The organism is Xenorhabdus entomophaga (assembly GCF_037996725.1).
Lineage (GTDB): Bacteria > Pseudomonadota > Gammaproteobacteria > Enterobacterales > Enterobacteriaceae > Xenorhabdus > Xenorhabdus khoisanae.
Window position 1 is genome coordinate 1 of the sequence record NZ_JBBMXH010000070.1, and the last position, 26,416, is coordinate 26,416.

The following is a 26,416-nucleotide window of genomic DNA, read 5'->3' on the forward strand; positions in this document are numbered from 1 at the left end:
ATCTGATATTGTGGAAATCCCTTGTTATGTAGGGCTTGAAGCTGATATCTTTGTCCTGGAGTCAACTGTCGATACTGTCTGATTTGTTTATGCATATCAGGCTACTATTTCGGGTGTGAGAGCTGTGAAATTTATCACAGTTGACTCTCACCTTTTAATATCTCACCTGTTGCACTTAATATGTTAACTCAGCATTAATTATATCCATTTGATTTTATTATTTAATTCAATCCGTTAAGCTGAGAACTCTGTCGGCAAAATCCGATAGCCAAGGGGTCGCAGCCTTGTGATTCGTCAACACTGGTAGGCTCAGTGGGAGCAAAGCTGCAAAATACGACATTTAGCTATCAACCGTTTTAGGATATATAGATTCTCTTACCCAGAGGATCGTCTGTCGGGTTTAATTCTAAATCGCCTGCCTCTTTAGCCCTTGTGATGCCGGAATGAGTGCGTTCTAGCAGCAAATCGTGCTCAAATTCAGCGACGGCTGTTATCACCTGCATCGTCATTTTTCCTGCTGAACTAGCGATGTGTAATTATCCATTTCTTGGCAAGCCAAGAGAAAACGACTCCTGTGATGGCGCCAAAAATATGCCCTTCGGTTGAAATGCCTTGTTGCCACGGCAGCAAACCGAAGGCAATTCCTTGATAGAAGATGAACACCAGAATCGCAAAGAAGAAATCCTTAAACCTTCTCACGAAATAAGCATTAGCCAGTAATAATCCCCATAAACCAAAAATCCAGCCGCTGGCACCAACATGTATGGCAGCACGGCCAAATAACCAGAGCAGAGTTCCCTCGGTCAAGATAATAAACAGGCTGGCCAGTAAGTAATAACGAATGGAGTGAGTCATCAGCAATGCACTGAGTACTAATAAGACGGGAAGGTTACTAAACAGATGCCCCCAACTGCCATGCAGGAAAGGAGAGAAAGGAATACCAATTAACCCTTGAACATGGCGGGGAATAAGGCCGAATTGATTTAAGGCATACCCTGTGAAGGTATTAATTAACTGAATGGTGATAAGTATTAAGGCTATTCCTATAAGGATATTTAAGCGTTGTTTAAACCATACTGTCATCATTGCCTCCCTGTTAAGAATTGGAAACGTCTTACCAAGATATTCTTTCCCTATCATAACAGAGAACATGAGAATTATCGGTTCTCTGTTGCTGAAGGGCTATCTAATTTATTTTTTTACTTTTTTCACTCCGTTTTCTACCGATTATTTCCGGATCATGTTCAGGTAAAGGTGAGTTAATATAATCTGCCAACTGATGATAATTAAACAGGATAAAGAAAAAACAGCTCAGCATAATAATTATACAGATAAAGAACGCATGTATTCCTTTGATATTCAGAGCAAATAGAGACATCGATGCGATTAAATTTGGAAACAATGATAATCCAAGAGTTCCCAGGATAATATTGGAGAAAGTCCTTAATGGAGGAATTTTCTGCAATATAGCGAATATGAAGAAAGGAATAAACAGGCCAAAGGTTGATATGGCAATGACGTATCCAGGCTCTTTTTCCATTATATCGGCAAAACCAAATAGTTCAAAAGGGATGGTTAGCATGATATTTCCTTATTCATCACTGGCACTGATATCAAGCATAGTGCGTGGTTGATAACCTAACATTTTAGCGAGTATCAGATTAGGGAAGGTTTGAATCCCAGTATTATAGAGAGCGACACTCTCATTAAAAAATTCACGGCGATCAGCGATTTTATTTTCCAGTAAAGTCATGCGTTTTTGTAATTTATGCAGGCTGTTTGCTGCCTGTAATTTAGGATGGTTTTCTGCTAATACCCTGATATTCTGCAAAACGTTGGTGATTTCATTGTTAATTCCTATCTTTTGATTAGCATCAGAGCTGGCAAAGTAACGTTCTCGTAATTCGGCAAGTTCCAAAAGCAGAGCTTTTTGATGTGACATGGCCTGTTCAGCGATCCTTAATAATTCAGGGATTTCATCTGCCCGCTGTTTTAGTAATACATCAATATTGGCAAAGGCTTTCTCGGTGTAATTTTTCAGCGTGATAACCTTATTGTAGGTATCGGTCAAATAATAGAACAACAAAACCAACAAGATAATTATGATAAAAGCGGCGATCATAAGATGATTCATTAACTTTCCCTGTTAAAACAGCCAACTGAGTAAAAGAGATTTATTAAACATGAGAGTCAGTGTTTGCCCGTTATATTCGTATGGAATGGCCAGCACAATTGCACTCAGAAATACGGCTATCACGATAAATGTTAAGGCAGATTTTTTCAGTGGATGATATTTATTCCAGTGTTTAACAGATTCGATTGGGGATGCCGCCAAGATGTCGTTTTCGATGTCTTTCTGGATCACGACCTGATTATCTTTTTCAGCGGCTGAGCCAATTAACATAATGGTGTCATGGTTGAAGATTGCCCGCTCGACATAACGCATATTTCCCTTTTCATATTTGCATGTAGGAGGCAGGGAAAGCAGTGACAGACCATCAGTAATCACAGAAGCTGAACCTGTCTCATCCTGAATTTTGAAAGGCGCACATTTGGTTTCATTATTGATTGTTTTGTAGTCTTTTTTCCCTGCGGAATCTTTAGTTTCTTGATGTACGGTATAGTGATAAGCAATACATTTTCTTTTACTCAGTGGAGCGGTGCGCAATTTTTGTTTTTCAGCAATCGCTTTGCCTTGCACTTCCACTAACCCCATCGCCATTGAGCTTATTTTAGAAGTAGGAAGCATTTGCTGGAGTTTGAGGAACTGTTTTTTTGGGGTTTTTTGTCGCCATATTAACAAACCGACTACGATAAAAAATCCGGCAAATAACCCGAAAGAGATGGATTTGTCTAAATAATTCATACTATAGGTAATGGCGGTTGCCAAGAGCGTTAATATCACGTGAATAACAGCCTGAAAGATCGTTATTTTTCCCTTTCTGATATTATTGAGTAGCTCAAGGCAGGATTTGAGAATATCCCATGCTTTGGCACTTAGGGCGACCAGAATAAGAAGGATAAAGAAGAAGCCTATAACATACAGGATATTATCTTCATTGAGGTAAGTGACGATACTTGCCGACAAACTGCTGATTGCTGCTGTTATTGATACCCATCTTTTTCTGTTGATGTGAACGTTATAAATCTCTGAGAATAGAATGACGGTAGCACCACTCAAAACAGCACTGAAAATGATTGAAGCGATAATAGAAGCCATTAATTGCCTATTTTGATTACCCGTCGTCTTTCAAGTTGCCGCTTTGTTGGCTGCGTTCATTCACCCCAGTCACATAGTTATCTATGCTTCTGGGGATTCATTCCCTTGCCGTCGCGCTGCACCTTGAAATCCATTGGGTATAAAAGTGATTTATTCGAACCGGATACCGTTATATTTTTTCTCTTCTGCGGGAATGTCTAACAGAGGAAGGCGTTGGTATTTAAGCGCATTTGCCACGAGCAGAGCGGGAAAAAGCTGAATGCCGGTATTATAGATTGTCACTGCATCATTGAAGTTTTCACGTCGGCGAGCAATTTTATCTTCCACACTACTGACTGCTTTTTGGAGTTCAATAAAGTTCTCGCCGGAAATCAGCGTCGGATAATTTTCTGAAATCGCTATAACCGCTTTCAGCGCTTGTTCCATCTGATTAGAGGCGTCGATCTTTTCAGGCAGAGAGCCAGAATTCAGGTAATTCTGGCGGGCAGAGCTGAGTGCCGTAAAGATCTCACGTTCATGGGACATCGCTTTAGAAACAATAGATACTAAAGTCGGTATCTGGTCAGCACGTTGCTTCAAGATAACATCAATATTGGCAAAGGCATTATCAACGTTATTGCGTAGTAAAATTAAACGGTTATAAAGACTGATTCCTCCGGTTATCCCACTGATAATCAGGAAAAAAATCACTATAACGGCAATCATAATTTCCATTTCTTTTATACCTTAAAGTTTCCTTTTAATGCTTCGGGTAGCTTCCCAAAGACTGAATACTTTCAACCAAATCAGCCAGTTGAGCCACAACGCGGTCACCCACATCGGCATTATCACCACCCAGTGCTTTATTTCGCATAAAATCGCGTTTAATTTGCTGCCAGCGTTGTGCTTCTTCCTGTGTCATTGTGCCGCGAATCTCTGACAGTTTGAGCAGGTTTTCTTCGGCGCCACTTGTCAGCAATTGGGCTTCACCTAAATAGTGATCATCAATAATGCGGCGTATTTCTTCGGCGTTCATAACAGCAGAAATTTTTTCACTGAGTTTGTTCATGTTGCGGTAACTGCCCTGCAACTTGAACGACGGCTCTGTCCGGTATTTGTCGGATTGTGCAGCACTGGCAATGTATTGCTGATTCACTTTAAATACGATTTCCCGCATCAGCAGCAGGCGCTCAAGGATTGCAACAATCTCAGTAATCTCTGCTTCACTATAGGGATAGCTCAGGCCATTGCTGGAGAATGGCTTGCCCATCGCTTTATCAATAAACAGATACAAATCGTTCATATCACGTAATGCCAGCGGTGCCAGAACCGGATTCGATGTCAGGCTGTTTTCGATATAGCTCAGCGTAAATGCCTCTTCCATACCACCCAATACTTCCCCTAGGTTGTAGATATCAGCACGGTTTGCCAGCATATCCGGGATTTTGAACAATTCGCCAGATTCGGTATAAGGGTTGCCAGACATAACAACACAGAATTTTTTCCCTCGCATATCGTAGGTTTTGGTCTGGTTTTTCCAGACTCCTTCAATACGTCGTGTACCGTCACACAGGGAAATAAATTTCTGCAAGAATTCAGGGTTGGTGTGCTGGATATCATCGACATACAGCATCACGTTATTGCCCATTTCCAGCGCCAGATTCAGCTTTTCCAGTTCCTGACGTGCGGTGGCGTTTGGCGCCTGAGCGGGATCGAGTGACAAAACATCATGCCCCAATGCAGGTGCGTTGATTTTCATGAAGATCAAACCAAGACGATTGGCGATATATTCCATCAACGTTGTTTTACCGTAGCCGGGCGGGGAGATCATTAATAACATCCCCATAAGATCCGTTCGTTTACCTTCCCCGATCGCCCCGATCTGTTTGGCAAGGTTATCGCCAATCAGTGGCAGATAAACATCATTGATCAGTTTATTACGTACAAATGAGCTGAGCGGGCGAGCCTTGAATTCATGGAGCCGCAGATTTTTTCTCTGCTGATTTAATACGCCTTGGCGTAATTCCTGATAATGATGATAGGCCGGAATAAATACTTTGCGCTGTTTGCGCATCCGGCAGAAATAGTCATCAAGGCTGAGAGTCAGAGCTTGGTTAACGATGGAAGGGTGCTCACCAATCAAGCCAGTGACAGTAAAGTGCAGATCCACCTCACTGAAACGGACATTCAGCGTTTTTTCTGATAAAACCAACGCCACAGCCTCTGAAATATACCCTTTCAGGGAGGAAAATTCTGGCAGGGAACAGAGGCCATTCAGCCAATTTTCCACCAGCATCCAGCGTTGAGTAAAACGTTGACCGAGATTCTGTTGGGAGTGGCTGAAATCCCCCCACATATGGGCTTTTTCCAACTCAGATTGCAGCCCTTCCAATAATGTACGGGCATATTTGCTGAAACTGAATTCTACGTTTGTCCGGCTCAGTGCCAGGCTCAGGTATTCCGCTGATTGTGTTTGTTGGTAAGGCTCACATTTGATTGGATGGCGTTCAAGGAACAGGCTAATCTCTGCTTCGATCTCCGTCTGGAGATCCAGTAAGCCAGCCTCATTGCGGAAAAGCTGATAAATATTGGTACAGGTACGGGCACGTTCAGGCCACAATGCAGGCTGTTCTTCGTGTTGGACTTGTTCCCAAAAAAGCACGGCAATCCCTCTGGCATGAGGGTTGAACCGTAAAAGGTCAGCACTTTCCCCAACCGGAATTAATTTACGCAGGATTTCCACTGCGTCATGGTCATGGATACCTTTTTCATAGCCTTCTTTATAGCGGGGTGCTGCGAATTCACGGACGGTTTTTTCCAGAATGTCTGGCTTGCTTAACAGGGATTTCAAGCCATCCAGTGTCAGGTCATCATGTTCTTTACTCGCTGCATAAATCAGTGAATAAGCAAGGTACTCAGCACGATAAACCTGAGGGGATTCTGATTCGAGAGTAATTGACCAATAAGGTTTCAGGGATTCAAGTTCCGGGCTATCAATGGGTTCCTGATAATCTGTGCCTGTCAGGTGCAGATAAAGATGATCGCCCCGTGGCAGGATAGTGAGATCCAGCTCCTGGGTATTCACGCTGAAACGGTGGCGTGGACCAAGCTTGATAACGTTTCCGCCATCTTCATAGATTTCAGTCTTATCCCGCAGGCTGCGAATCGCCTGATCTCGCGCAGCTTTAAATTTGGCATCGATATCGTCTGCTTTTACGCTGTCTTTCAGTTCCCGCAAACGTTCAATGATTTCGCGGGTTTTCAACGATACGGTATCGGAAGCAAAGAAGGCGTTCAGTTCATCAAGGGAAGACAATTTTGCTGTCCGGCGACTCACGCTATCCAGCAGACGTTCTGCCGCAATCTGCAAGTTCCGGGTCTTACGCTGACGTTCATCCAGCAATGACTGCTTGTGAGTTTCAAAGGTTTCCAGCAACTCTTCACGTTTATCCAGAATGTCATTCAGGAACTCATCGTGATCGCTGAATTGGGTTTCCAGCTCTTCCAGTTGTACCAATAGGCGGGAAAGCTGTTCATCACAGCGTTCTGGATCGGTAGAAAGTGTCAGGGCGTTGGTAATTCCCTGACTGAATAATTTAAATTGTGCACCAAACTGCGCGACGGACTCAACCGCGCCCTGTTCTTTACGGCGTTGTTGCAGTCTGGCGCGAGCCTGATTCAGCAGGGCATAAATTTCGGAAATTGATTCAATGATATGGGTCTGTTGGGTTGTATCCTCGAATTTCAACGAAGCCATCAGGTTTGACAGCATATCCAGATCGGTGGACATTTTCTCCATACCCGCCAGTGGCTCGCTAAGCTGGGCGCGGTTGGCAGCGGCCTGAACCTGCTTTTCCAGTTCTTGCAATTGCTGGGTAAATGGTTGTAGTGCTTTTTCGCTGGCAAGAAATTCGGCAGTTGCCAGTGAAATGCGCTGTTGGTTATCAGCCAGTTGCGCTTCCATTTCATCAAGGCGGGACAGATCGATATAACGATGGTCGCGCAGTGTGATCAAGTGACCACGCTGGATACTCAGACTGTTTAAGGCTTCAATAAATTGCTGAGTTTCAGTCCAGCTTTCAGGCAGCATCGCTGTCAGTAACGCTTTCTGATGTGATGTCGCCTCATTCATGGCCCGAATGGACTGGCGACGGATACTTTCTACTTTTTCGTATTCATCCAGTACCTTCTCACCGGTATTGGCAATCTCTTTCAGTAACCCGGAGATATGCAGGCTCTGTTCGTCATTGAGCCAATAGTAGATATCTACCAAACGGCGGGCATCCTGGCAGAGTTTTTCGTAGAGCAGGGAGGAAATCTGCTGTTGTTCAATTTCTTTGGCGATATGGTAAAGATCGGAAATACCGCGTACCAGTTCAGCATTACCGATGCGGCCTAAAAAGCTGTTTCTCGCAGGTTGGCGAGCGGCGTATTCGTCAGAATAGAACGGGGTTTGCCAGATTTGCATCGGATGGATGCGGGTTGGTTCCTCTGATTGCCCTTCAAACAGCACCATCTGACCATCTTCCAGCATGGCATAGCCGTGACCAAATAGTGGATTTTGGAGTTTGCGTTCGATTAAGTTGTAATTGAACAGAGCCAAACGGCCTAAATTGGGTTCATAGAAGATGTACATGACATCTTCGCCATTTGGGGAGCGGCGGACACGGCGAAACCGCATGCCATCCATCGGCTGATCGAAAGTTTTGTATTCCCCGTTTTGCAGATAATAGCCGCCGGGGAAAATAATACCGTGATCTTCCGGTAACTGGACACAGGCCAGTCCGATGGCATCAATACGCTGTACGCTTTGGGTCAGCGTGTTATAAACCAGATAACGCCAGGATTCTTCACGGTAGGGCAGGATTTTCAACAGGATCAGGCTGCCTGTCTGGGCGTATTCAATCTGGGCATCATCCAGTGATTGGGTTTTATCCAGCACCGCTTCCCGGTAGATCCCCAATCCATCTTCAGTATTGTTTTCACATTTAATGGTCAGATCGCCGCCAATGGTTTCCACAAACACGGTATCCAGAATGTTCATATGTGGATAGCGACCATTCACGGTGTTTTCGCGCGTGGTTTTCTGCCATTCAAAATCATAGGCGGGAGGCAGGGCGATATCGCGTTCACCGCGATTATCAATATAGGTTATTTCTGTTTTGTCGCTGGAGATAGCCCAGCGAAACACGCGAATATCGGTAATTCGTTCACCAATCTGAAAGCTGGCGAGCAGTTTGCCATCACGTTCGACCAGTTCCAATAGTTGGGTGTTTTTGTAGTAGGTGTAAAGTTCGTTGAAATCCTGTACGAAGCTGGTGATGTTGAGAAACGTGCCTGTCAGCGGGACGGATTCCACATCATATTCGTCATTTTCTTTCTTGAGCCGGTACAGGGAAAAAACATCTTCAACCCGCGTCTCTTTTTTTAAGCCAAGGAATACGTTGTAACCAAACAATAACCAATTGCCGACACGGACAATATCACGGGCAACGCAGTTGTTTTCTGTGCGGATGCGGATACGCCCGATAATGTCAGTCTGGTTTTTGCCAAACTCTTCCAGACGTCGGCTGTTCAACAGGCTGGCTTTTTCATGTAGCTGCTGGCCTTGCTCAGACAGGCGACTGCGTAAGATATCGCTTGTTCGAAGTTCTTCTCAAGCTGCATACGGAACTCTTCGTGATCGCGGGCGGTATCGTTGAGATTACCCATCGCCGTGAATTTGTCGGTCAGGCCGTCCGCTTCTGCTTTCAGACGCTGACGGATAACTTCTGCTTGTGCCGAACCCAGTTGGCCTTCACCGCGAGCCTGCGCCACCAGTTTTTCTTCCAGCACCTTGGCATCCGCCAAGCCCAGTTTTTCTCTGGCATTGGCTTGTTGTTCATCACCGCGAGCCTGTGCTGCCAATTTCTCTTCCAGAACTTTCGCTTCGGCAAGGCCTTGTTTCTCGGCTGCGCTGGCCTGGGCTTCCAGAACTCGCGCTTCTGCCAGACCTTTTTCCTGCTTACCACGGGCTTCTGCCAGCAATTTTTCTGCAATCACATTCGCCTGTACCAGACCTTCTTTCTCTTCGGCTTCGGCTTTGGCTTGGCGAATTCGTGCTTCGGCTAGGCCTAATGCGGCTTCTTCAGCTTCAATACCTTCGGCCATACGTTTTTTCGCTTCTGACTGCTTGGCGGTAGCTTCCAGCTCTGCTTGTGCCATCGTACTGATTTCCAATGCTTTATACTTGGCGCTGTTCTCATCCGCTTCGGCTTGTTTCACCTGACGAACCAGCTCTTGCTCCGCTTTGGCCTGGGCTTGAATAATGGTGACCTGCTTCTGGCGGTCGGCTTCGGAAACCATGCGGACTTCTTTGATACGTTCTTCTTCCTGCGCCACGGTTTTCTCTACGGCAACACGTTCACGAATCACGTTAGAGATGTTTTTACGCTCTTCTTCCAGCGCTTTTTCTTTATCGATGCGCTGGAGCTCGACTTCGCGTTCACGGGAAACAATTTCCAATTCTTGTGCACGAATGACTTTTTCCATCTCAATGGCGACGGCACGGGAGCGATTTTGTTGTGCCACTTCGACTTCACGCAGACGATTTTCTTCGCGGATTTCAATTTCTTGTTGGGTCTGAATACGAGCCTGCTCTGCTTTCAAGCGCTCTTCTTCCTGTACACGCAGAGTTTCAGCAGATTCACGGGCGCGGATACTTTCGATTTCACGCTTCTGACGGGCTTCTGCATCCGCTTGCTGGCGTTCCAGTGCCAGGCTGGCTTCACGGGTTTCTACGTTTTTCTTTTGGATAGCCAGTTCTTGATCGCGTTCTTTCTGATTGGTTTCAATATTGTGGATGGCGGTGATTTCAGTAATTTTACGAATGCCTTCCGCATCGAAAATATTGTTCGGGTCCAGAGAGTTTTTCGGCGTTTGTTCCAGATAGTCGATGGCGACGTCTTCCAGTGCATAGCCGTTCAGATCCTTACCAATGACATCAACAATGCGATCGCGGAAGTTTTGGCGATCTTCGAACAATTTTGACAACTCGAATTGTTTACCTACGGTTTTCAGTGCTTCTGAAAATTTGGCGCTGAACAGGGCATTGACGGCGTTATGATCAGAGGCACGTTCTACACCAATGGATTTCGCCACTTTCAGTACATCTTCGGTGGTTTCATTAACACGCAGGTAGAATGCAACGGTAATGTCGGCACGCAGGTTATCTTTACAGATCAGGCCATCTTTACCACGGCGATCGACTTCCAGAGTCAGCAAAGAAATGCGCATGAACTCCTTTTTGTAAATAATCGGATAGACCAGCGCACCGGTAAAATGCACTTTCGGCTGGGAGGACATATCGTTGACGATCAGCGCGGTTCCTTGCGGGACTTTGATGTAAAACGCTTTGAAAAGCCCAAAGAAACCCAGAATGACGACAATTATCGTCGCAACGATGATCAAGAAAGGCATGAAATCTGCCATGGCAATATCTGACATGTGTTTCTCCATTTTATTTTGGGGCTGACGGGTAAGGCGTCAGAAGCCCGGAACTTAAGCTGCTATTCATCCATGACCGGAATGTTGAGTGAGACATGTCAGATAGCAAGGTTTACGATAGTGATTAAAACGTTAAGTGGCGATTAAATGTTAAACAGTGGCAAGTAAGACGTTACAACTTAAATTCATCTTCACTCACCACGGCGTAACTGTGGGTTGCAGCGTCATAACTGATCAATACGACACGATCTCCACGAGTAATACCGTCACTTTCTGGTGCCCGCACTTGTAAGATTAAACTGGCTCCGTGATTATCCATCAGGGCTTCACCACGCTGTTCAGTCACAATGGGGGAACGGACTTCGGCGACTTTGCCAATCAGATTGTCAACACTGTTGGAACGATTGAGTCTGGACAATTTCGGTTGTAATGGGCGCAATATCATTGCCGTCAGTAATAGGGCAATGAAACTCACAATAAAGAAAGTGGCGGTTCCAAGTAAATAACGGAGCACATCAGTTTCAATAAAACGGAGCATCAAGTGCATGCTGAAATAGCTGAGTGGCCAGCCAATCAGAGTAATGAGCGTAATAATAACAGTGACGGGAACGCCAGTGAGGCCGAGTTTTGTTAACCAGCCAGCCAGAGAAGATGCATCGAAGCTATCCACATCCACACTCAGGAAATCAATATCGAGCAAACCAAAAGCAGCACATATCCAATAAAACAAAACAATAAATAATAACCCACTGAAAATAACAACAGGGAAAGCCAAGCAGTTTTGTAAAAAAAGCGCCATCAGAATGCTGTCTCAAAGTGATAATAATTATTAATCAATGCTTAATTAAATCAGTTTTCAGAATAAGTTAATAGCGGAAAACAGGTCTTTTTTGAATCGTATCGCAATAATTGGATTACTCTGATTACCTGATATTTATCATGGGGATTTGGCGATAAACATGCCTGTTTTATGGATTTATGGCGAAATGAAATGATGAATATCAAAATGACCAACAAATATAAATTAATTTTCTCATTAAGTGAAAATTAATAGTGAAAAAATCTAACAGCCTCAATATGAATAAGAAATAGTGACAAACTGAATTATTAGCCTGTATTTGCTTTTTTCATTTTAGTTCTATTCGGTAAATAGCAGCAAAAGAGAGTTGTCAGCAACAAGAAATCGGATTATTGTAATGTTATATTATAACGATTCGTGAGTTTTATGAGATCAGGTATTCACCTACGTTATCGAATTGTCGCAAGCAGTAAGTACGACGAGTTTCCAGAAAAGATTTGGTCGCTTTTTTAAGGCTGTTCAGGGTAAGAAAAAGAAAGTTGAGCCAAAGCCTACAGTTTTGCTGTAGGTTTCTTTTATTCTTTATTTCCATCCCATTGATATTCTGATCATTAAATCAGAATCCAATCCTTAATGCAGTCAATTTATTTGCTTGTTTTTCTGCGATACTTCGTTCTAACTAATAAGTGGTAATTAATTGCATGAATAATCCACCAGATTGCTATCGTATTCATACTGATCAGTATGGGAATGGTAAAACAAGAGTGGCATATAAGGAATGGTTATCATGAGGAATATTAAAGTCTTTCGTGGTTTTTATACATTCGAAGATACTTATCATGGTCATCTCCGTTTATCAGTTTGTTCTCATGGTGAATATGATGAAAATTATTTCATGGGATATTTAACCGTTCTGAGTGAGAATCTGACAGTAGAAAACATGACACCTAATGAACTATATGATCAATTAGTTAATAATGGAGGAATAATATTAGACAGATTTAGGTATATTCATCTGGTGGTATGTAATTCCGCAACTTGCGAGAAGGATAGAGATTCTCCTTACAGCTTTGAAGAGTCTTTTGCTTCTGAGTTTTCTAAATTGTGTTCAAACAGTATTGTGATTGGTTATGTTGGGGCGGTTAAGGTACGTCATAATTATTTTAATCTACAAACCCTGGGTTACGAGCATGATAAAGATATTCAACGTAATGAAGATGTATTCAGAATAAGTCATATTTGCCAGCTTCATTTTTCAGAGCTTTCTCTGAACCAAAATGCCAGAGCTGCCTTTAGGGCAGAAAAAGAAGCTTATTCAAGGACAATGACTGTCGATCCTATTACACCAAAACCTTTTTTGAACCCTAAAGAGCCAGGCAAACCGATAAGTAATCGTAGTTCCAGTCGTATGGAAAGGCACACTTCTGTATGGTTTAAAAATGGCAAACGCATCCATGCAGAAATGTTGGTGTTATAGTGCATAAATATGCTTGCACCTTTCGTTATATTTTGTCAGTTTTAATGATGTCAGTTGTGTCTGACGAACATCTTTCAAGGCAGGGTAAACATAATGAAGAGTGTAGGTTTTATCGGCTGGCGCGGTATGGTCGGCTCAGTATTAATGCAGAGAATGATGGAAGAGCGGGATTTTGACGAAATCAATCCGGTTTTCTTTACCACTTCCCAACATGGGCTACCTGCACCGGAATTTGCGGGTAAATCAGGCGTCTTACAGGATGCTTTTAATATCGAGGCGCTGAGCGCGCTGGATATCATCATTAGTTGTCAGAGCGGGGATTATACCAATGAAATTTATCCCAAACTGAGGGCAACCGGCTGGCAGGGATATTGGATTGATGCTGCTTCCGCACTGCGCATGAATGACGATGCAGTCATTATTCTCGATCCTGTTAACCATCAACATATTCAGAGCAGCCTGAATAAAGGCATCAAAACGTTTGTTGGTGGTAACTGTACTGTCAGCCTGATGTTGATGTCATTGGGTGGCCTGTTTGCCAATGATTTGATTGAGTGGGCATCGGTATCAAGCTATCAGGCCGCTTCTGGTGGCGGGGCTCGCCATATGCGTGAACTGCTGGTACAAATGGGGATGCTGCACAATCAGGTTGCAGATGAATTACAGCATCCTGCCTCCGCAATTTTGGATATTGAAAAACGCGTCACGGATTTTACCCGCAGTGGTGCATTGCCGACTGACCAATTTGGCGTTCCTTTGGCGGGGAGTCTGATTCCCTGGATTGATAAGCAACTGGAAAATGGGCAGAGTCGTGAAGAGTGGAAAAGTCAGGCGGAAACCAACAAGATTTTAAATACGGGCAGTCATGTGATTCCGATTGATGGTTTGTGTGTTCGTATTGGAGCATTGCGCTGTCACAGTCAGGCATTTACCCTGAAATTGAAAAAAGATATTCCGATTCATGAAATTGAAATGTTGCTGTCTTCCCATAATGACTGGGTTCGCGTGATCCCGAATGATCGTGAACTGACAATGCGTGAATTAACACCGGCAGCGGTGACTGGCACGTTGAATACGCCGGTGGGGCGCCTGCGTAAATTGAATATGGGGCCGGAATATCTCTCTGCATTTACTGTTGGTGATCAGTTGCTGTGGGGAGCGGCAGAGCCTTTGCGCCGTATGCTGCGTATTTTGTTGTAGGAAGAACTTAATTGTTATTGGATTCATAAAAATAGGCCGCCAATTTATCTATCTAATTGGCTGCCTATTTTTATCATTTTTCATTGAATATTTTTTGATTAAATACATTGTATTACTGTGAATATTTACAAGTTCCGATAAATCGGTAACCGCCATGGTCTGGAACGAAGGTCCAGGCACTATTTTCATTTGGATCTAATGTCATTTTCATATTATCGGGTGTTTCCATTTTAATAAAACCCATTTTTTCATAAACTTTTTGCGAGAGTTCGTCTGTTGCAAGTGTGAGTTTTAATTTTCCGCGATAGCCCATTTTATAGGACATATTCACTGCTTTTTCCAGCAGTAAATAGGCGCAGTTCTGGATTCCTGGATGGGTTATAATGAAACTTATCCCAGGAAAATAAGGTGGGTTATGTTTTGAATAATATTTTCTAAGCAGCATGGCTCCGATAGGTTTATTATTAATGCAGCAAACAAAATAAGCATGATTTTGCGTATCTCCTGTATTCTTAATAAGGGTTAATAGCTTTGTAAGTTTATTCAATAAGTTATGTGTTATACAGCATCTCATATCCCATAAATCTTCGGATGTTCTTGCTTCTTTGGGGATTTTATATATTGCCTTTTCTCTTTCAGTAATGTTCTGTATGTGCTTCATCCATCCGTCTGTCTGGATTGATTGGTAAAGTTGCGTAGCAGCTTTGATTGCTTCTTCTACTTCAGTTTCTCTGACTGCTGGCACATATCCGTTAATTAATCGAGGGTTTTGGCAATTAATGTTTATATCCAATATGTTACGAGGTGGTAAGATGTGGAAAGATTTTGAACGAAATAAGGTGTCTGATGATGTTTTGTGTATATAACTATTCAAGGAAGCAGTTCGTTTTAGCATAATGAAATCTCTTTAATTGCAAATAAATTGGCTTTTATGCAAAATAACGTGTTTATTTTCCTCATGTTTTTTGTGTTGGAAGGAGGTTTGTCGTAGAGGTAACGAATTTTTAATTATATAGAATAAATAAAATATTTTCTTTGTCTATTTAAAATGTGTATATTTTATTTTTCTATTGATTGTTTTTTTATAAATTATAGTAATAAGTTTTTGGGTTTTATTTTTTTCTGAATTTTTATTTCATAATTTCTAATTACTTTAATCCTTGTTAATTGAAAATGATTATCTGGCTACTCCATGTCATTGATTTATTTGATTATGGTTATAAATAAAATAATAATATATTGAGTATGTTAAGGAAATGAAACCCCATACATGAATCTGTATGAGGTTTTTTATCTCCGATAACGATTTAAGCAGCAGTATTAGATATCAATGTTCGCCGCTTTCAGCGCATTCTCTTCAATAAATGCACGGCGAGGCTCAACGGCATCCCCCATCAGGGTCGTGAACAGTTGATCGGTCGCAATGGCATCTTTTACCGTGACACGCATCATGCGGCGTGTTTCTGGATTCATCGTAGTTTCCCACAACTGATCCGGGTTCATTTCTCCCAGACCTTTATAACGCTGGATGGAAAGACCACGGCGTGATTCTTTGGTCAGCCATTCCAGAGCCTGTTCAAAGCTGTTGATTGCCTGACGACGTTCACCACGTTCAATATATGCGCCTTCTTCAATCAGGTTTCCGATCAATTCACCCAGTTTGGTGATGCGGCGGTATTCGCCACCGTGGATAAAATCGAAATCCAGATTGTAGTTGGTATCAACGCCATGTGTACGAATGGTCAAAACTGGCTCGAAAACCTGACGTTCACGGTTTTCATGAATGTGATAGTTGTATGTGCTGCCATTCTGCTCTTTTTCATTCAGGCGAGTCGTCAGCGCACTGACCCACTCTTCCACTTTTGTCTGATCGTTCAGGGTATCTTCGGTCAGTTTTGGATGGTAAACCAGGTTGTTCAGCAGTGCCAGCGGATACAGGCGTTCCATGCGACGGATGATTTTCTGGGTAGCGTTAAATTCAGTCACCAGATTTTCCAGTGCTTCACCTTTCAGCCCCGGCGCATGTGGGTTGGTATACAGCGCCGCACCATCCAATGCGATGGACATTTGGTACTCTTCCATTGCATCGTCATCTTTGATGTATTGCTCTTGTTTGCCTTTCTTCACTTTATACAGCGGTGGCTGGGCGATGTAGACATAGCCACGCTCGATGATTTCCGGCATCTGACGATAAAAGAAGGTTAGCAACAGGGTACGGATGTGAGAACCATCGACGTCGGCGTCGGTCATGATGATAATGCTGTGATAACGCAGTTTATCCGGGTTATATTCGTCACGCCCAATACCACAGCCCAGTGCGGTGATCAGGGTTGCCACTTCCTGTGAAGAGAGCATTTTGTCAAAACGCGCTTTCTCAACGTTCAGGATCTTGCCTTTCAGTGGCAGGATAGCCTGATTTTTACGGTTACGGCCTTGTTTTGCAGAACCGCCTGCGGAATCACCCTCCACCAGATAGAGTTCTGACAGGGCAGGATCGCGCTCCTGACAATCCGCCAGTTTGCCCGGCAATCCGGCCAGATCCAGCGCACCTTTACGGCGGGTCATTTCACGCGCTTTACGTGCTGCTTCACGGGCACGTGCCGCATCAATGATTTTACCGACAACTGTTTTGGCATCGTTCGGGTTTTCCAGCAGATACTCTACCAGCTTCTCATTCATCAGGGTCTCGACGGCGGTCTTCACTTCGGAAGAAACCAGTTTGTCTTTGGTCTGGGAAGAGAATTTAGGATCAGGCACTTTAACGGAAATTACCGCAATCAAGCCTTCACGAGCATCATCACCGGTGGCGCTGACTTTGGATTTTTTGTTGTAGCCCTCTTTATCCATATAGCTATTGAGGGTACGGGTCATCGCGGTACGGAAACCAACCAAGTGGGCTCCCCCATCGCGCTGAGGAATGTTATTGGTGAAGCAGTAAATGTTTTCCTGAAAACCATCATTCCATTGCATGGAAATTTCAACGCCAATCCCGTCTTTTTCTGTGGAGAAATAGAAAACATTGGGGTGAATTGGGTTTTTATTGCGGCTCAGGAACTCAACAAACGCCTTAATCCCACCGTCATAATGAAAGAGATCTTCTGCATTTGTGCGCTTGTCGACTAAACGGATGGAAACACCGGAGTTCAGGAATGATAATTCACGCAGACGCTTTGCCAGAATGTCGTATTCGAATTCAGTGTTAACCCTGAATGTCTCCATGCTTGGCCAGAAACGGACAGTGGTTCCCGTTTGCTCGGTATCACCGACAACTCTCAACGGTGCCTGTGGAACACCCATACGATAGGTCTGTTCATGGACTTTTCCGTCACGACGGATAGTCAGTTCCAGTTTTTCTGATAAGGCGTTAACAACAGAAACCCCTACGCCATGCAGACCGCCGGAAACCTTATAGGAGTTGTCATCGAATTTACCCCCCGCATGCAGCACGGTCATGATGACTTCTGCTGCTGAAACACCTTCTTCTTCGTGTATGCCGGTAGGAATACCGCGGCCATCGTCCTGTACAGAAACGGAGTTATCTGCATGGATGGTGACAACTATCTTGTCACAATGACCTGCGAGGGCTTCGTCGATAGCGTTGTCAACAACCTCGAAGACCATGTGGTGAAGGCCAGTACCATCATCGGTATCACCGATATACATGCCTGGACGTTTACGGACGGCATCCAGCCCTTTTAATACCTTGATACTTGAGGAGTCATATGTATTCGACATCAACGTTTCTCGCTCATCTTAATCCTGTGGTTGAACCTCTATTTTGCCATGTTCTACGCGAAACATCCTGCTATTTACATCAATCATGTCTGTAACTTGCCCGGTTGTGATTGCACTGACAAACACCTGGGCTTGCGTAGATTTCAGACGCTCGGCTAATAGCTGACGACGGCCGGCATCCAGTTCTGAGGCAAAATCATCAAGCAGATACAGGCATTTTTGCCCGCTCTGTCGGGTGAAATATTCACCCTGTGCTAACCTCAACGCACACATCAGTAACTTCAACTGACCACGGGAAAGCATATCTTCTACCGGTGTGCCGTCCGCCCTGATCCGAAGATCAGCTTTATGGGGGCCGGAAGCGGTGTAGGTTAGCGATTTGTCGCGCTCAAACTGCCGCGCGAGTAGTTCTGCATATTCACTCTCTTTGTCCCAGCCTTGTTGAAAGCTGATACTGAGGGTGAATTCAGGTAAAAATTGTTGGCAGGTTTTTTCGATATCCTCCGAAATTCCTGTGATGTATTCAGCTCGCCATTGACTTATTTCCGTCGCCAGCGGAGCGAGTTCACGATCCCAATGTTGGATCTGGTTATAGCGGGTGACTTGTCGCAATGCCGCATTCCGCTGTTTGAGCAGCCTTTTCAGGTTGACCCAGGCAGTGAAAAAGCGTGGCTCATTGTGAAAGCAGCCCCAATCAATAAAAGCCCGGCGGTATTTCGGGCCGCCATTTAGCAAAGTGAAGCCTTCTGGTGTGATGAGCTGTATGGGTAACATTTTCGCCAATTCGGCGATTTTATGCCCGTCACTGCCATCGATCCTGACTTTGCTGTCGCCCTGGCGGTTTTTGCTCAGTCCGACTGATAAGGAACGTTCATGGGGTTGCTTATCAAGCCGCCCATGAAGAATAAATTCCTCGCAATCATGGCGGATCACCCTTCCGGCCTGAATGCTGCGAAAGGCACGACCATGACCCAATGTATAAATGGCTTCCAGTATACTTGTTTTGCCGCTACCGTTTGGCCCAACCAGAAAATTAAAACCGGTTGCCAACGGTAAGTCAGCATTCGCGATATTACGGAAATCGCGGATCAGCAAACGCGAGAGAATCATAAGTGTGAATTAATACTGTTACAGGCGCATTCTTTACAGACGCATCGGCATCACGACATAAGTCGCGGCCTGACTGGCTGAATTCTCAATTTTCACGCTGGATGTGGCATCCGTCAGCAGGAGACTTACCTGCTCGCATTTCAATGCGTTCAGAACATCCAGTACGTAGCTGACATTGAAACCAATTTCCATTTCTGTACCTCGATAGCTGACGTCGACGATCTCTTCTGCTTCTTCCTGTTCAGGGTTATTGGCTGTAATTCTGAGTTGGTTTTCGCTTAAGTAAATGCGGACACCACGGAATTTTTCGTTGGATAAAATCGCGGCCCGTGAAAATGCCTGTTTAAGCGTGTCGCAATTGGCTTCCAGTGTTTTATCCGGATTTTTCGGCAGTACGCGGCGGTAGTCAGGAAAACGGCCATCAACCAATTTCGAGGTGAAGATAAAATCACCAACGTGGGCGCGGATGTTATTGCTGCCAATCTGCAATTGCAGTGGATTATCACCGCCATCCAGCAGACGCATCAATTCAATGACGCCCTTACGAGGTACTATGACGGAATGGGACGGCAAATTTTGCCCGATATTCATGGAACAGACCGCCAGACGATGGCCATCTGTTGCAACGGTACGCAGTTCTTCCCCTTCGGTTTCAAACAGCATACCGTTCAAATAATAGCGGACATCCTGATGCGCCATGGAAAATTGAGTAGATTCAATCAGACGTTTCAGTGTGGCCTGTGGCAGAGAAAATTCGACTTCGCTCTGCCAGTCATCAAGATTGGGAAAATCTGAAGCGGGCAGGGTAGAAAGTGAAAAGCGGCTACGCCCGGAACGGACGAGAATGCGATCGCCATCCAATTCTACGCTGATCTCTGCACCATCAGGCAGCCCGCGCCAGATATCAAAGAATTTACGCGCAGGGACGGTGGTTGCTCCCTGCTCATGAGGCTGGGTAAGCGTTACCCGCGCCTTCATTTCCATCTCTAAATCGGTGCCTGTCAGCAGCAGGGAGCCTTCAGTGACCTGCAATAATAAGTTGCCTAAAATGGGCAGGGTAGGGCGGCCGCCCAAGGGGCTGCTGACCTGCTGCAAAGGTTTGAGTAATTGCTCACGTTCAATGATGAATTTCATAGCGCTAGGAAGATAATGTTCGGATTAAGTTAGAAAAATCTTCTTTGATGTCATGACTCTCTTCACGCAGTTGCTCTATCTTACGACAAGCGTGAAGTACAGTTGTATGGTCACGTCCACCAAAGGCATCCCCGATTTCAGGCAAGCTGTGATTTGTCAGCTCTTTTGCCAGCGCCATTGCCATCTGTCTCGGACGGGCAACAGAGCGCGAGCGGCGCTTGGAAAGCAGGTCAGCAACCTTGATTTTGTAATATTCAGCTACAGTTTTCTGAATATTATCAATGGTTACCAGCTTTTCCTGTAGAGCCAATAAATCACGTAATGCTTCGCGTACAAAATCAATGGTAATCGCACGGCCTGTAAAATTGGCATTGGCGATGACTCGATTCAAAGCGCCTTCAAGCTCACGAACATTGGATCGCAGGCGTTTGGCAATAAAGAAAGCCACTTCACCCGGCAACTGGATTTGATTCTCGTCAGCTTTCTTCATCAGAATAGCGACGCGGGTTTCCAGCTCCGGTGGTTCTATGGCAACGGTCAATCCCCAACCAAAGCGGGATTTTAACCTATCTTCGACGCCGTTGATCTCTTTCGGATAGCGGTCTGATGTCAGAATAATCTGTTGATTACCTTCCAACAGGGCATTGAACGTGTGAAAGAATTCTTCTTGGGATCGCTCTTTATTTGCAAAAAACTGAATATCATCGATCAGCAGGGCATCCACTGAGCGATAATAACGTTTAAACTCTTCTATCGCATTGTTTTGCAATGCTTTTACCATGTCCTGAACAAAACGTTCAGAGTGCATGTATACCACTTTTGCATTGGCTTTGCGTGCCATAATGCTATTGCCGACAGCATGCAGGAGGTGGGTTTTACCTAACCCTGTTCCGCCATAGAGGAACAAAGGATTGTATGCGCCGCCCGGATTATCAGCAACTTGTCTGGCAGCCGCTCTGGCAAGCTGGTTAGATTTACCTTCAACAAAGTTATCAAATGTGTGTTTGGGATTGACATTGGAACGATAGGATAACTCTGGCTGGGCTTTTGCAGTGTCCCAGCTTGGGCGTACAGGCGCAACAGTTACCGGCATATCGGCAATGATTTTCTGAGATGCAGACTGGTTAGGTGAAACAGGCTTATTTCCTACTTCAAAACGCAGCAACGGTACTTCAGGACCACAGAAATCATTTAATAACACATTGATATTATTGATATATTTCTCTCTTACCCAATCCAGCACAAAACGGTTGGGGGCGTAGAGAGCCAAAGTGTTATCACTCAGTTCTGCCTGAAGGGGTCGTATCCACATACTGAATTCTGTGGCAGGTAACTCATCCTGCAATCGGGCAAGACATTGCTGCCAAAGCGAAAGTGACACGGCGAACTCCCCTAAAACGAGACCAATAAAAGAAACCGGAATAATAGATACGTTATACTGGACACAAGGCATTACTCCTCAATGCTGAGGAAGATAGCATGTACCTTGTGGCGATTTTTAATATCATCGCTCCCCAACGATCCGCATAATATTAGAGAGGTTGGGATCGTGGCCGACGATCATAACGCAAAAGACGACATAGATCCTCATTCTTTTACACAGCTTTGACGCTTTTTATCCACAGGGTGATCACCATGCTTTGATACTTGCTGAATATAAAGGCCCGTAAGAGATACTGTAGTGTAATCATGGCATATAGCAAACTTCGTTTATCTATCGTTTAAAATTTGATGCGAAAACAATATGATGATCACTAATTCAATCGCAACGATCTGTGTATGATCCTTGCGCTTTATTACACAGTCCGTATAATCTTGCACCCTGCGTGTTATGCCAACGATTTTTTTCCGGCCATGTCTGGTGAGGATTTTGGGTAAGCACTTCGGGTAGCAAAAAGTCTGGTCATGTTTGATGAATGTCTGATTGAAGTAAAAAATCTGACAGGAAAACGATCAGGCTCGCGTCATCTTGGAATTGACTAAGGGTAGTACATTTTATTACAATCCTGCCTCTTTCTATATATTGATGTTGCGATTGAGGCATCGGTGTCTACTCATTCTCACTGGTCGCCAACGCATTTGCTGAATCAGTAACAAATTTTAAGCTAGGTAGAAATCGCTATGAAACGCACTTTTCAACCATCCGTACTGAAGCGTAACCGCACTCACGGCTTCCGCTCTCGTATGGCCACTAAAAATGGTCGTCAGGTTCTGGCTCGCCGTCGTGCGAAAGGCCGTGCTCGTCTGACCGTTTCTAAGTAACAAAGCTTACCATACCAAGTGGTTAAGCTCGCTTTTCCGAGGGAGTTACGTTTGTTAACTCCCGAGCATTTCACTTATGTTTTCCAGCAGCCACAACGGGCAAGCTCCGCAGAGATAACTATCCTTGGGCGCCTGAATGAGCTGGGGCATCCCCGCATCGGTCTGACCATCGCCAAAAAAAATGTAAAACGCGCCCATGAGCGTAATCGTATCAAGCGATTGGCTCGTGAAAGTTTTCGTTTAAACCAGCATAAATTGCCTTCAATGGATTTTGTGATTTTGGTGAGGAAAGGGGTCGCTGAGCTTGATAACCGTGAGCTAACGGAGGCTTTGGGCAAATTATGGCGTCGTCACTGTCGCTTGGCTCGCGCCTCCTGATTGCTTTAATCAGGGGGTACCAGTTAGTGATCAGTCCACTACTGGGGCCTCGTTGTCGTTTCAACCCTACCTGTTCTCATTATGGCATAGAGGCATTGCGTAGGTTTGGAATGATAAAAGGCAGTTGGTTAACAGTGAAACGCATATTAAAATGCCACCCTTTACACAAAGGTGGTGATGATCCTGTCCCACCTAAAAACAACGATAACAGAGAACATTAACGATGGATTCGCAACGCAATCTTCTTCTCATCGCTTTGCTGTTTGTTTCGTTTCTGGTCTGGCAAGCGTGGGAGAATGATAAGAACCCACAACCAACGGCCCAGATCACTCAGCAAACAAATACGCTGAGTAGCGAAGCAAGCAGTGGGCAAGGTGAACTGATCACCGTGAAAACGGATGTGCTTTCATTGCACATTAATACCCGTGGCGGTGATATCGAGGAGGCTGATTTGCTGGCCTATCCTGATACCCTCGGTTCCTCAAAACCGTTCAAACTGCTGGAAACAACCCCTGAGTTCACTTATCAGGCTCAAAGTGGGTTAACTGGCCTCAACGGCCCGGATAATCAGGTAGAACGTCCACTTTATCACACCACTCAGAATAGCTTCGTTTTGGCTGATGGTCAGGATGAATTGCGTATTCCGATGACTTACACTGCGCCGGATGGCGTTGTTTATGTCAAGACTTTCATTTTAAAACGCGGTAATTACGCAGTTTCGGTTGATTACAACATCAATAACGTTACTGATAAACCGCTGCAAATGGCGTTCTTTGGTCAGTTGAAACAGAGCGTTGATTTGCCAAAACACCGTGATACCGGCAGCAGCAACTTTGCCCTGCATACTTATCGTGGTGCTGCGTATTCTTCTGATGAAGCCAAATACGAAAAGTACAAATTCGATGAGATTGAAAGCAATGCGCTTGCTGTAACCACAAAAGGTGGTTGGGTCGCGATGCTTCAGCAATATTTTGCGACTGCCTGGGTTCCGGGTGACGGCAAAACCAGCAATTTCTACACCATTGACCTGAAAAACCAGAAAATGGCGATCATCGGGTACAAGGGTGAAAACTTCAATATTGCGGCAAACAGCCAGCAGAATATCTCTTCTACCCTGTGGGTTGGCCCTGAAATTCAGGACAAAATGGCAGAGGTTGCGCCACATCTGGATTTGACCGTAGATTACGGTTGGTTGTGGTTTATTTCCCAGCCGCTGTTCAAATTACTGAAATTCCTGCATGAATATATCGGTAACTGGGGCTTCTCCATCATTGCGATTACCTTTATCGTGCGCGGTATCATGTACCCGCTGACCAAGGCGCAATACACCTCAATGGCGAAAATGCGCCTGTTACAGCCGAAAATTACGGCAATGCGTGAGCGTTTCGGTGATGACCGTCAGCGCATGAGTCAGGAAATGATGGCGCTGTACAAAACAGAGAAAGTGAACCCGTTGGGTGGCTGTTTGCCTCTGGTAATTCAGATGCCAATCTTCCTTGCTCTGTACTACATGTTGATGGGTTCTGTTGAGCTGCGTCATGCGCCATTCATTGGCTGGATTAAGGACTTGTCTGCACAAGACCCTTACTACATCCTGCCATTGCTGATGGGTGTGACCATGTTTGTTATCCAGAAACTGTCGCCAACGACTGTGACAGATCCGATGCAGCAGAAGATCATGACTTACATGCCGGTTGTGTTCACCGTCTTCTTCCTGTGGTTCCCATCTGGTCTGGTACTGTACTACATCGTCAGTAACCTGGTGACTATCATCCAGCAGCAGGTTATTTTCCGCAGTCTGGAAAAGCGTGGTTTACATACCCGCGAAAAGAAATAGGCCTTAATAAAAAATAGGTTTGTTAAAAAACCAGTCTGTTAAAAAACCAGTCTGTTAAAAAATAAGTAGAAGGCGGTCATTGGCCGCCTTTATTATTTCCATTCCTAGCCCTGACTCAAAAGAGAGAATTTCATGAATACCACTGATACGATAGTCGCTCAGGCCACTCCTCCGGGACGAGGCGGTGTAGGCATCCTGCGTATTTCTGGCCGCAAGGCGGCGGAAGTCGCTCAAGTGGTATTGGGGAAACTCCCAAAACCTCGTTATGCTGATTACCTGCCTTTCCGTGATGCAGAGGGTTCTGTACTTGATCAGGGCATAGCCCTTTACTTTCCCGGCCCGAATTCTTTTACGGGGGAAGACGTGCTGGAGCTTCAGGGGCATGGTGGGCCAGTTATTCTTGATTTGCTGTTAAAGCGTATTTTGACGATTTCTGGTGTGCGCATTGCCAATCCGGGTGAGTTTTCGGAACGCGCTTTCCTGAATGACAAACTTGACCTGGCACAGGCAGAGGCGATTGCGGATCTGATTGACGCCAGTTCTGAACAGGCAGCTCGTTCTGCGATGAATTCCCTGCAAGGAACGTTTTCCAATCAGGTTCATCAAATGGTAGAAGCACTGACTAACTTGCGAATTTACGTTGAAGCGGCGATTGATTTTCCTGATGAAGAAATTGATTTTCTTTCCGATGGCAAGATAGAGTCCAAGTTGGATGAAGTGATCGTTGAACTGGATAACGTCCGTTCACAGGCGCGTCAGGGTAGCTTGCTGCGTGAAGGCATGAAAGTCGTGATTGCAGGTCGCCCGAATGCGGGTAAATCCAGTCTGCTCAATGCACTGGCAGGTCGTGAAGCGGCGATTGTGACTGATATCGCGGGCACAACGCGCGATGTTTTGCGTGAACATATTCATATTGATGGTATGCCGCTGCATGTGATTGATACGGCCGGATTGCGCGAAGCGAGTGATGAAGTGGAACGCATTGGTATCGAGCGCGCCTGGCAGGAAATCGAACAGGCGGATCGGGTGCTGTTTATGGTAGACAGTACGACAACGGATGCCGTTGAGCCTGCACAAATTTGGCCTGAATTTATGGCCAGACTACCCGCATCCCTGCCAGTGACCGTCATTCGTAATAAGACGGATATGACGGGGGAAGCAACGAGCGTATCAGAAGTCAGTGGCTACTCATTAATCCGTCTTTCTGCCCGTGACGGAGAAGGTGTTGATTTACTGCGCGATCATCTGAAAGAAGCGATGGGTTTCAACAGCAATACTGAGGGTGGTTTCCTTGCCCGCCGTCGTCACTTGCAGGCATTGAATACTGCGGCAGAACATTTGCAGGAAGGGCATCAACAGTTGGTTTTCGCCCGCTCAGGAGAATTGCTGGCAGAAGAATTGCGTTTAGCACAGCAAGCATTGAGCGAAATCACCGGTGAATTTACTTCTGATGATTTGCTAGGGCGGATTTTTTCCAGTTTTTGTATTGGGAAGTAATGTTGCAAAAAAAACCGTTAATAGCGGGTTTTTTTGTAATCGCATTGTAACTAATCGTGTTTTACCAGATGAAATTGAACCATTCCAATACAGCATATGTGACAAAGACTATAATTATAGATTAAATCACTGGCAGATCTTGATAATAATAAAATAATATAACACTTCCCATTTCAATATTGATCCTGGTTAATATACCAATCTAACTTGAAGATGCAGGTTTTAAAATCTGAAAATTGTCAGTCAGTCGAGTCGTCAATTCTTTCGCTTTTTCTGGCAACGTGACATGAAAAAAGTGACAAA

General features: G+C 44.7%; 19 protein-coding genes and 2 pseudogenes. 7 read left to right on the plus strand and 14 right to left on the minus strand.

The window, feature by feature from the left end:
- Positions 1–413 precede the first annotated feature (413 nt).
- From AAC854_RS14575 to AAC854_RS14615, 9 genes and pseudogenes are all read right to left on the minus strand, one after another.
- Positions 414–530 (minus strand): annotated as a pseudogene (locus tag AAC854_RS14575) (recombinase family protein); the annotation flags it as partial.
- A complete protein-coding gene (locus AAC854_RS14580) occupies positions 523–1,083 on the minus strand; it encodes a rhomboid family intramembrane serine protease (RefSeq protein WP_422824092.1) in 561 nt (186 codons plus the stop codon). The pseudogene AAC854_RS14575 and the gene AAC854_RS14580, both read right to left, overlap by 8 nt.
- Positions 1,084–1,186: 103 nt before the next feature.
- Positions 1,187–1,582 (minus strand): hypothetical protein, encoded by a 396-nt coding sequence (locus AAC854_RS14585; RefSeq protein ID WP_340617739.1) that lies wholly within the window; start codon positions 1,580–1,582, stop codon positions 1,187–1,189.
- A gap of 9 nt (positions 1,583–1,591) precedes the next feature.
- Positions 1,592–2,134 (minus strand): LemA family protein, encoded by a 543-nt coding sequence (locus AAC854_RS14590; protein ID WP_340617740.1) that lies wholly within the window; start codon positions 2,132–2,134, stop codon positions 1,592–1,594.
- 12 nt (positions 2,135–2,146) lie between these two features.
- Positions 2,147–3,220 carry an MFS transporter gene (locus tag AAC854_RS14595; protein ID WP_340617741.1) on the minus strand — a complete coding sequence of 358 codons (1,074 nt, stop codon included), beginning with the start codon at positions 3,218–3,220 and terminating at the stop codon, positions 2,147–2,149.
- A 150-nt stretch (positions 3,221–3,370) separates the two neighbouring features.
- Positions 3,371–3,934, minus strand: a complete 564-nt coding sequence (locus tag AAC854_RS14600; RefSeq protein ID WP_340617742.1) for a LemA family protein — start codon at positions 3,932–3,934, stop codon at positions 3,371–3,373.
- 25 nt (positions 3,935–3,959) lie between these two features.
- A pseudogene (locus tag AAC854_RS14605) lies at positions 3,960–8,837 on the minus strand (DNA repair ATPase); the annotation flags it as partial.
- Positions 8,774–10,684 (minus strand): hypothetical protein, encoded by a 1,911-nt coding sequence (locus AAC854_RS14610; RefSeq protein WP_422824091.1) that lies wholly within the window; start codon positions 10,682–10,684, stop codon positions 8,774–8,776. The gene AAC854_RS14610 and the pseudogene AAC854_RS14605, both read right to left, overlap by 64 nt.
- A 172-nt stretch (positions 10,685–10,856) precedes the next feature.
- Positions 10,857–11,483, minus strand: a complete 627-nt coding sequence (locus tag AAC854_RS14615) for an NfeD family protein (protein ID WP_340617744.1) — start codon at positions 11,481–11,483, stop codon at positions 10,857–10,859.
- Between the two features lie 787 nt (positions 11,484–12,270).
- Between AAC854_RS14615 and AAC854_RS14620 the strand changes: the two genes are divergently transcribed.
- The gene (locus AAC854_RS14620; RefSeq protein WP_340617745.1) at positions 12,271–12,960 is read left to right on the plus strand and encodes a hypothetical protein; all 690 of its coding nucleotides are present in this window, start codon (positions 12,271–12,273) and stop codon (positions 12,958–12,960) included.
- A gap of 93 nt (positions 12,961–13,053) precedes the next feature.
- Positions 13,054–14,160, plus strand: coding sequence for an aspartate-semialdehyde dehydrogenase (asd, locus tag AAC854_RS14625; protein ID WP_340617746.1), 1,107 nt, complete (start codon positions 13,054–13,056; stop codon positions 14,158–14,160).
- Positions 14,161–14,272: 112 nt separating this feature from the next.
- Here asd and AAC854_RS14630 read toward each other — a convergent pair whose 3' ends face one another.
- From AAC854_RS14630 to dnaA, 5 genes are all read right to left on the minus strand, one after another.
- Positions 14,273–15,055 (minus strand): GNAT family N-acetyltransferase, encoded by a 783-nt coding sequence (locus tag AAC854_RS14630; RefSeq protein ID WP_340617747.1) that lies wholly within the window; start codon positions 15,053–15,055, stop codon positions 14,273–14,275.
- Between the two features lie 425 nt (positions 15,056–15,480).
- Positions 15,481–17,895 carry a DNA topoisomerase (ATP-hydrolyzing) subunit B gene (gene gyrB / locus AAC854_RS14635; protein WP_340617748.1) on the minus strand — a complete coding sequence of 805 codons (2,415 nt, stop codon included), beginning with the start codon at positions 17,893–17,895 and terminating at the stop codon, positions 15,481–15,483.
- 18 nt (positions 17,896–17,913) lie between these two features.
- The gene (recF, locus tag AAC854_RS14640; RefSeq protein ID WP_340617749.1) at positions 17,914–19,005 is read right to left on the minus strand and encodes a DNA replication/repair protein RecF; all 1,092 of its coding nucleotides are present in this window, start codon (positions 19,003–19,005) and stop codon (positions 17,914–17,916) included.
- A 33-nt stretch (positions 19,006–19,038) separates the two neighbouring features.
- Entirely contained in the window at positions 19,039–20,139 is a 1,101-nt protein-coding gene (dnaN, locus tag AAC854_RS14645; protein ID WP_340617750.1) for a DNA polymerase III subunit beta, read from the minus strand.
- A gap of 4 nt (positions 20,140–20,143) precedes the next feature.
- The gene (dnaA, locus tag AAC854_RS14650) at positions 20,144–21,520 is read right to left on the minus strand and encodes a chromosomal replication initiator protein DnaA (protein ID WP_340617751.1); all 1,377 of its coding nucleotides are present in this window, start codon (positions 21,518–21,520) and stop codon (positions 20,144–20,146) included.
- A gap of 740 nt (positions 21,521–22,260) precedes the next feature.
- Between dnaA and rpmH the strand changes: the two genes are divergently transcribed.
- The 5 genes from rpmH (at position 22,261) to mnmE (ending at position 26,113) form a co-directional block, all read left to right on the plus strand.
- Complete coding sequence (gene rpmH, locus AAC854_RS14655; RefSeq protein ID WP_015836465.1) at positions 22,261–22,401, plus strand: 50S ribosomal protein L34; 141 nt, start codon at positions 22,261–22,263, stop codon at positions 22,399–22,401.
- A gap of 18 nt (positions 22,402–22,419) precedes the next feature.
- On the plus strand, positions 22,420–22,779 hold the full coding sequence (gene rnpA / locus AAC854_RS14660; RefSeq protein WP_099112999.1) for a ribonuclease P protein component: 360 nt from the start codon (positions 22,420–22,422) through the stop codon (positions 22,777–22,779).
- Positions 22,743–23,000, plus strand: a complete 258-nt coding sequence (gene yidD / locus AAC854_RS14665; RefSeq protein WP_072061399.1) for a membrane protein insertion efficiency factor YidD — start codon at positions 22,743–22,745, stop codon at positions 22,998–23,000. The genes rnpA and yidD overlap by 37 nt, the downstream gene beginning before the upstream one ends.
- Before the next feature lie 2 nt (positions 23,001–23,002).
- Positions 23,003–24,616 carry a membrane protein insertase YidC gene (yidC, locus tag AAC854_RS14670; RefSeq protein ID WP_340617752.1) on the plus strand — a complete coding sequence of 538 codons (1,614 nt, stop codon included), beginning with the start codon at positions 23,003–23,005 and terminating at the stop codon, positions 24,614–24,616.
- A gap of 132 nt (positions 24,617–24,748) precedes the next feature.
- The gene (gene mnmE, locus AAC854_RS14675) at positions 24,749–26,113 is read left to right on the plus strand and encodes a tRNA uridine-5-carboxymethylaminomethyl(34) synthesis GTPase MnmE (RefSeq protein WP_340617753.1); all 1,365 of its coding nucleotides are present in this window, start codon (positions 24,749–24,751) and stop codon (positions 26,111–26,113) included.
- The last annotated feature ends 303 nt before the right edge of the window (positions 26,114–26,416 follow it).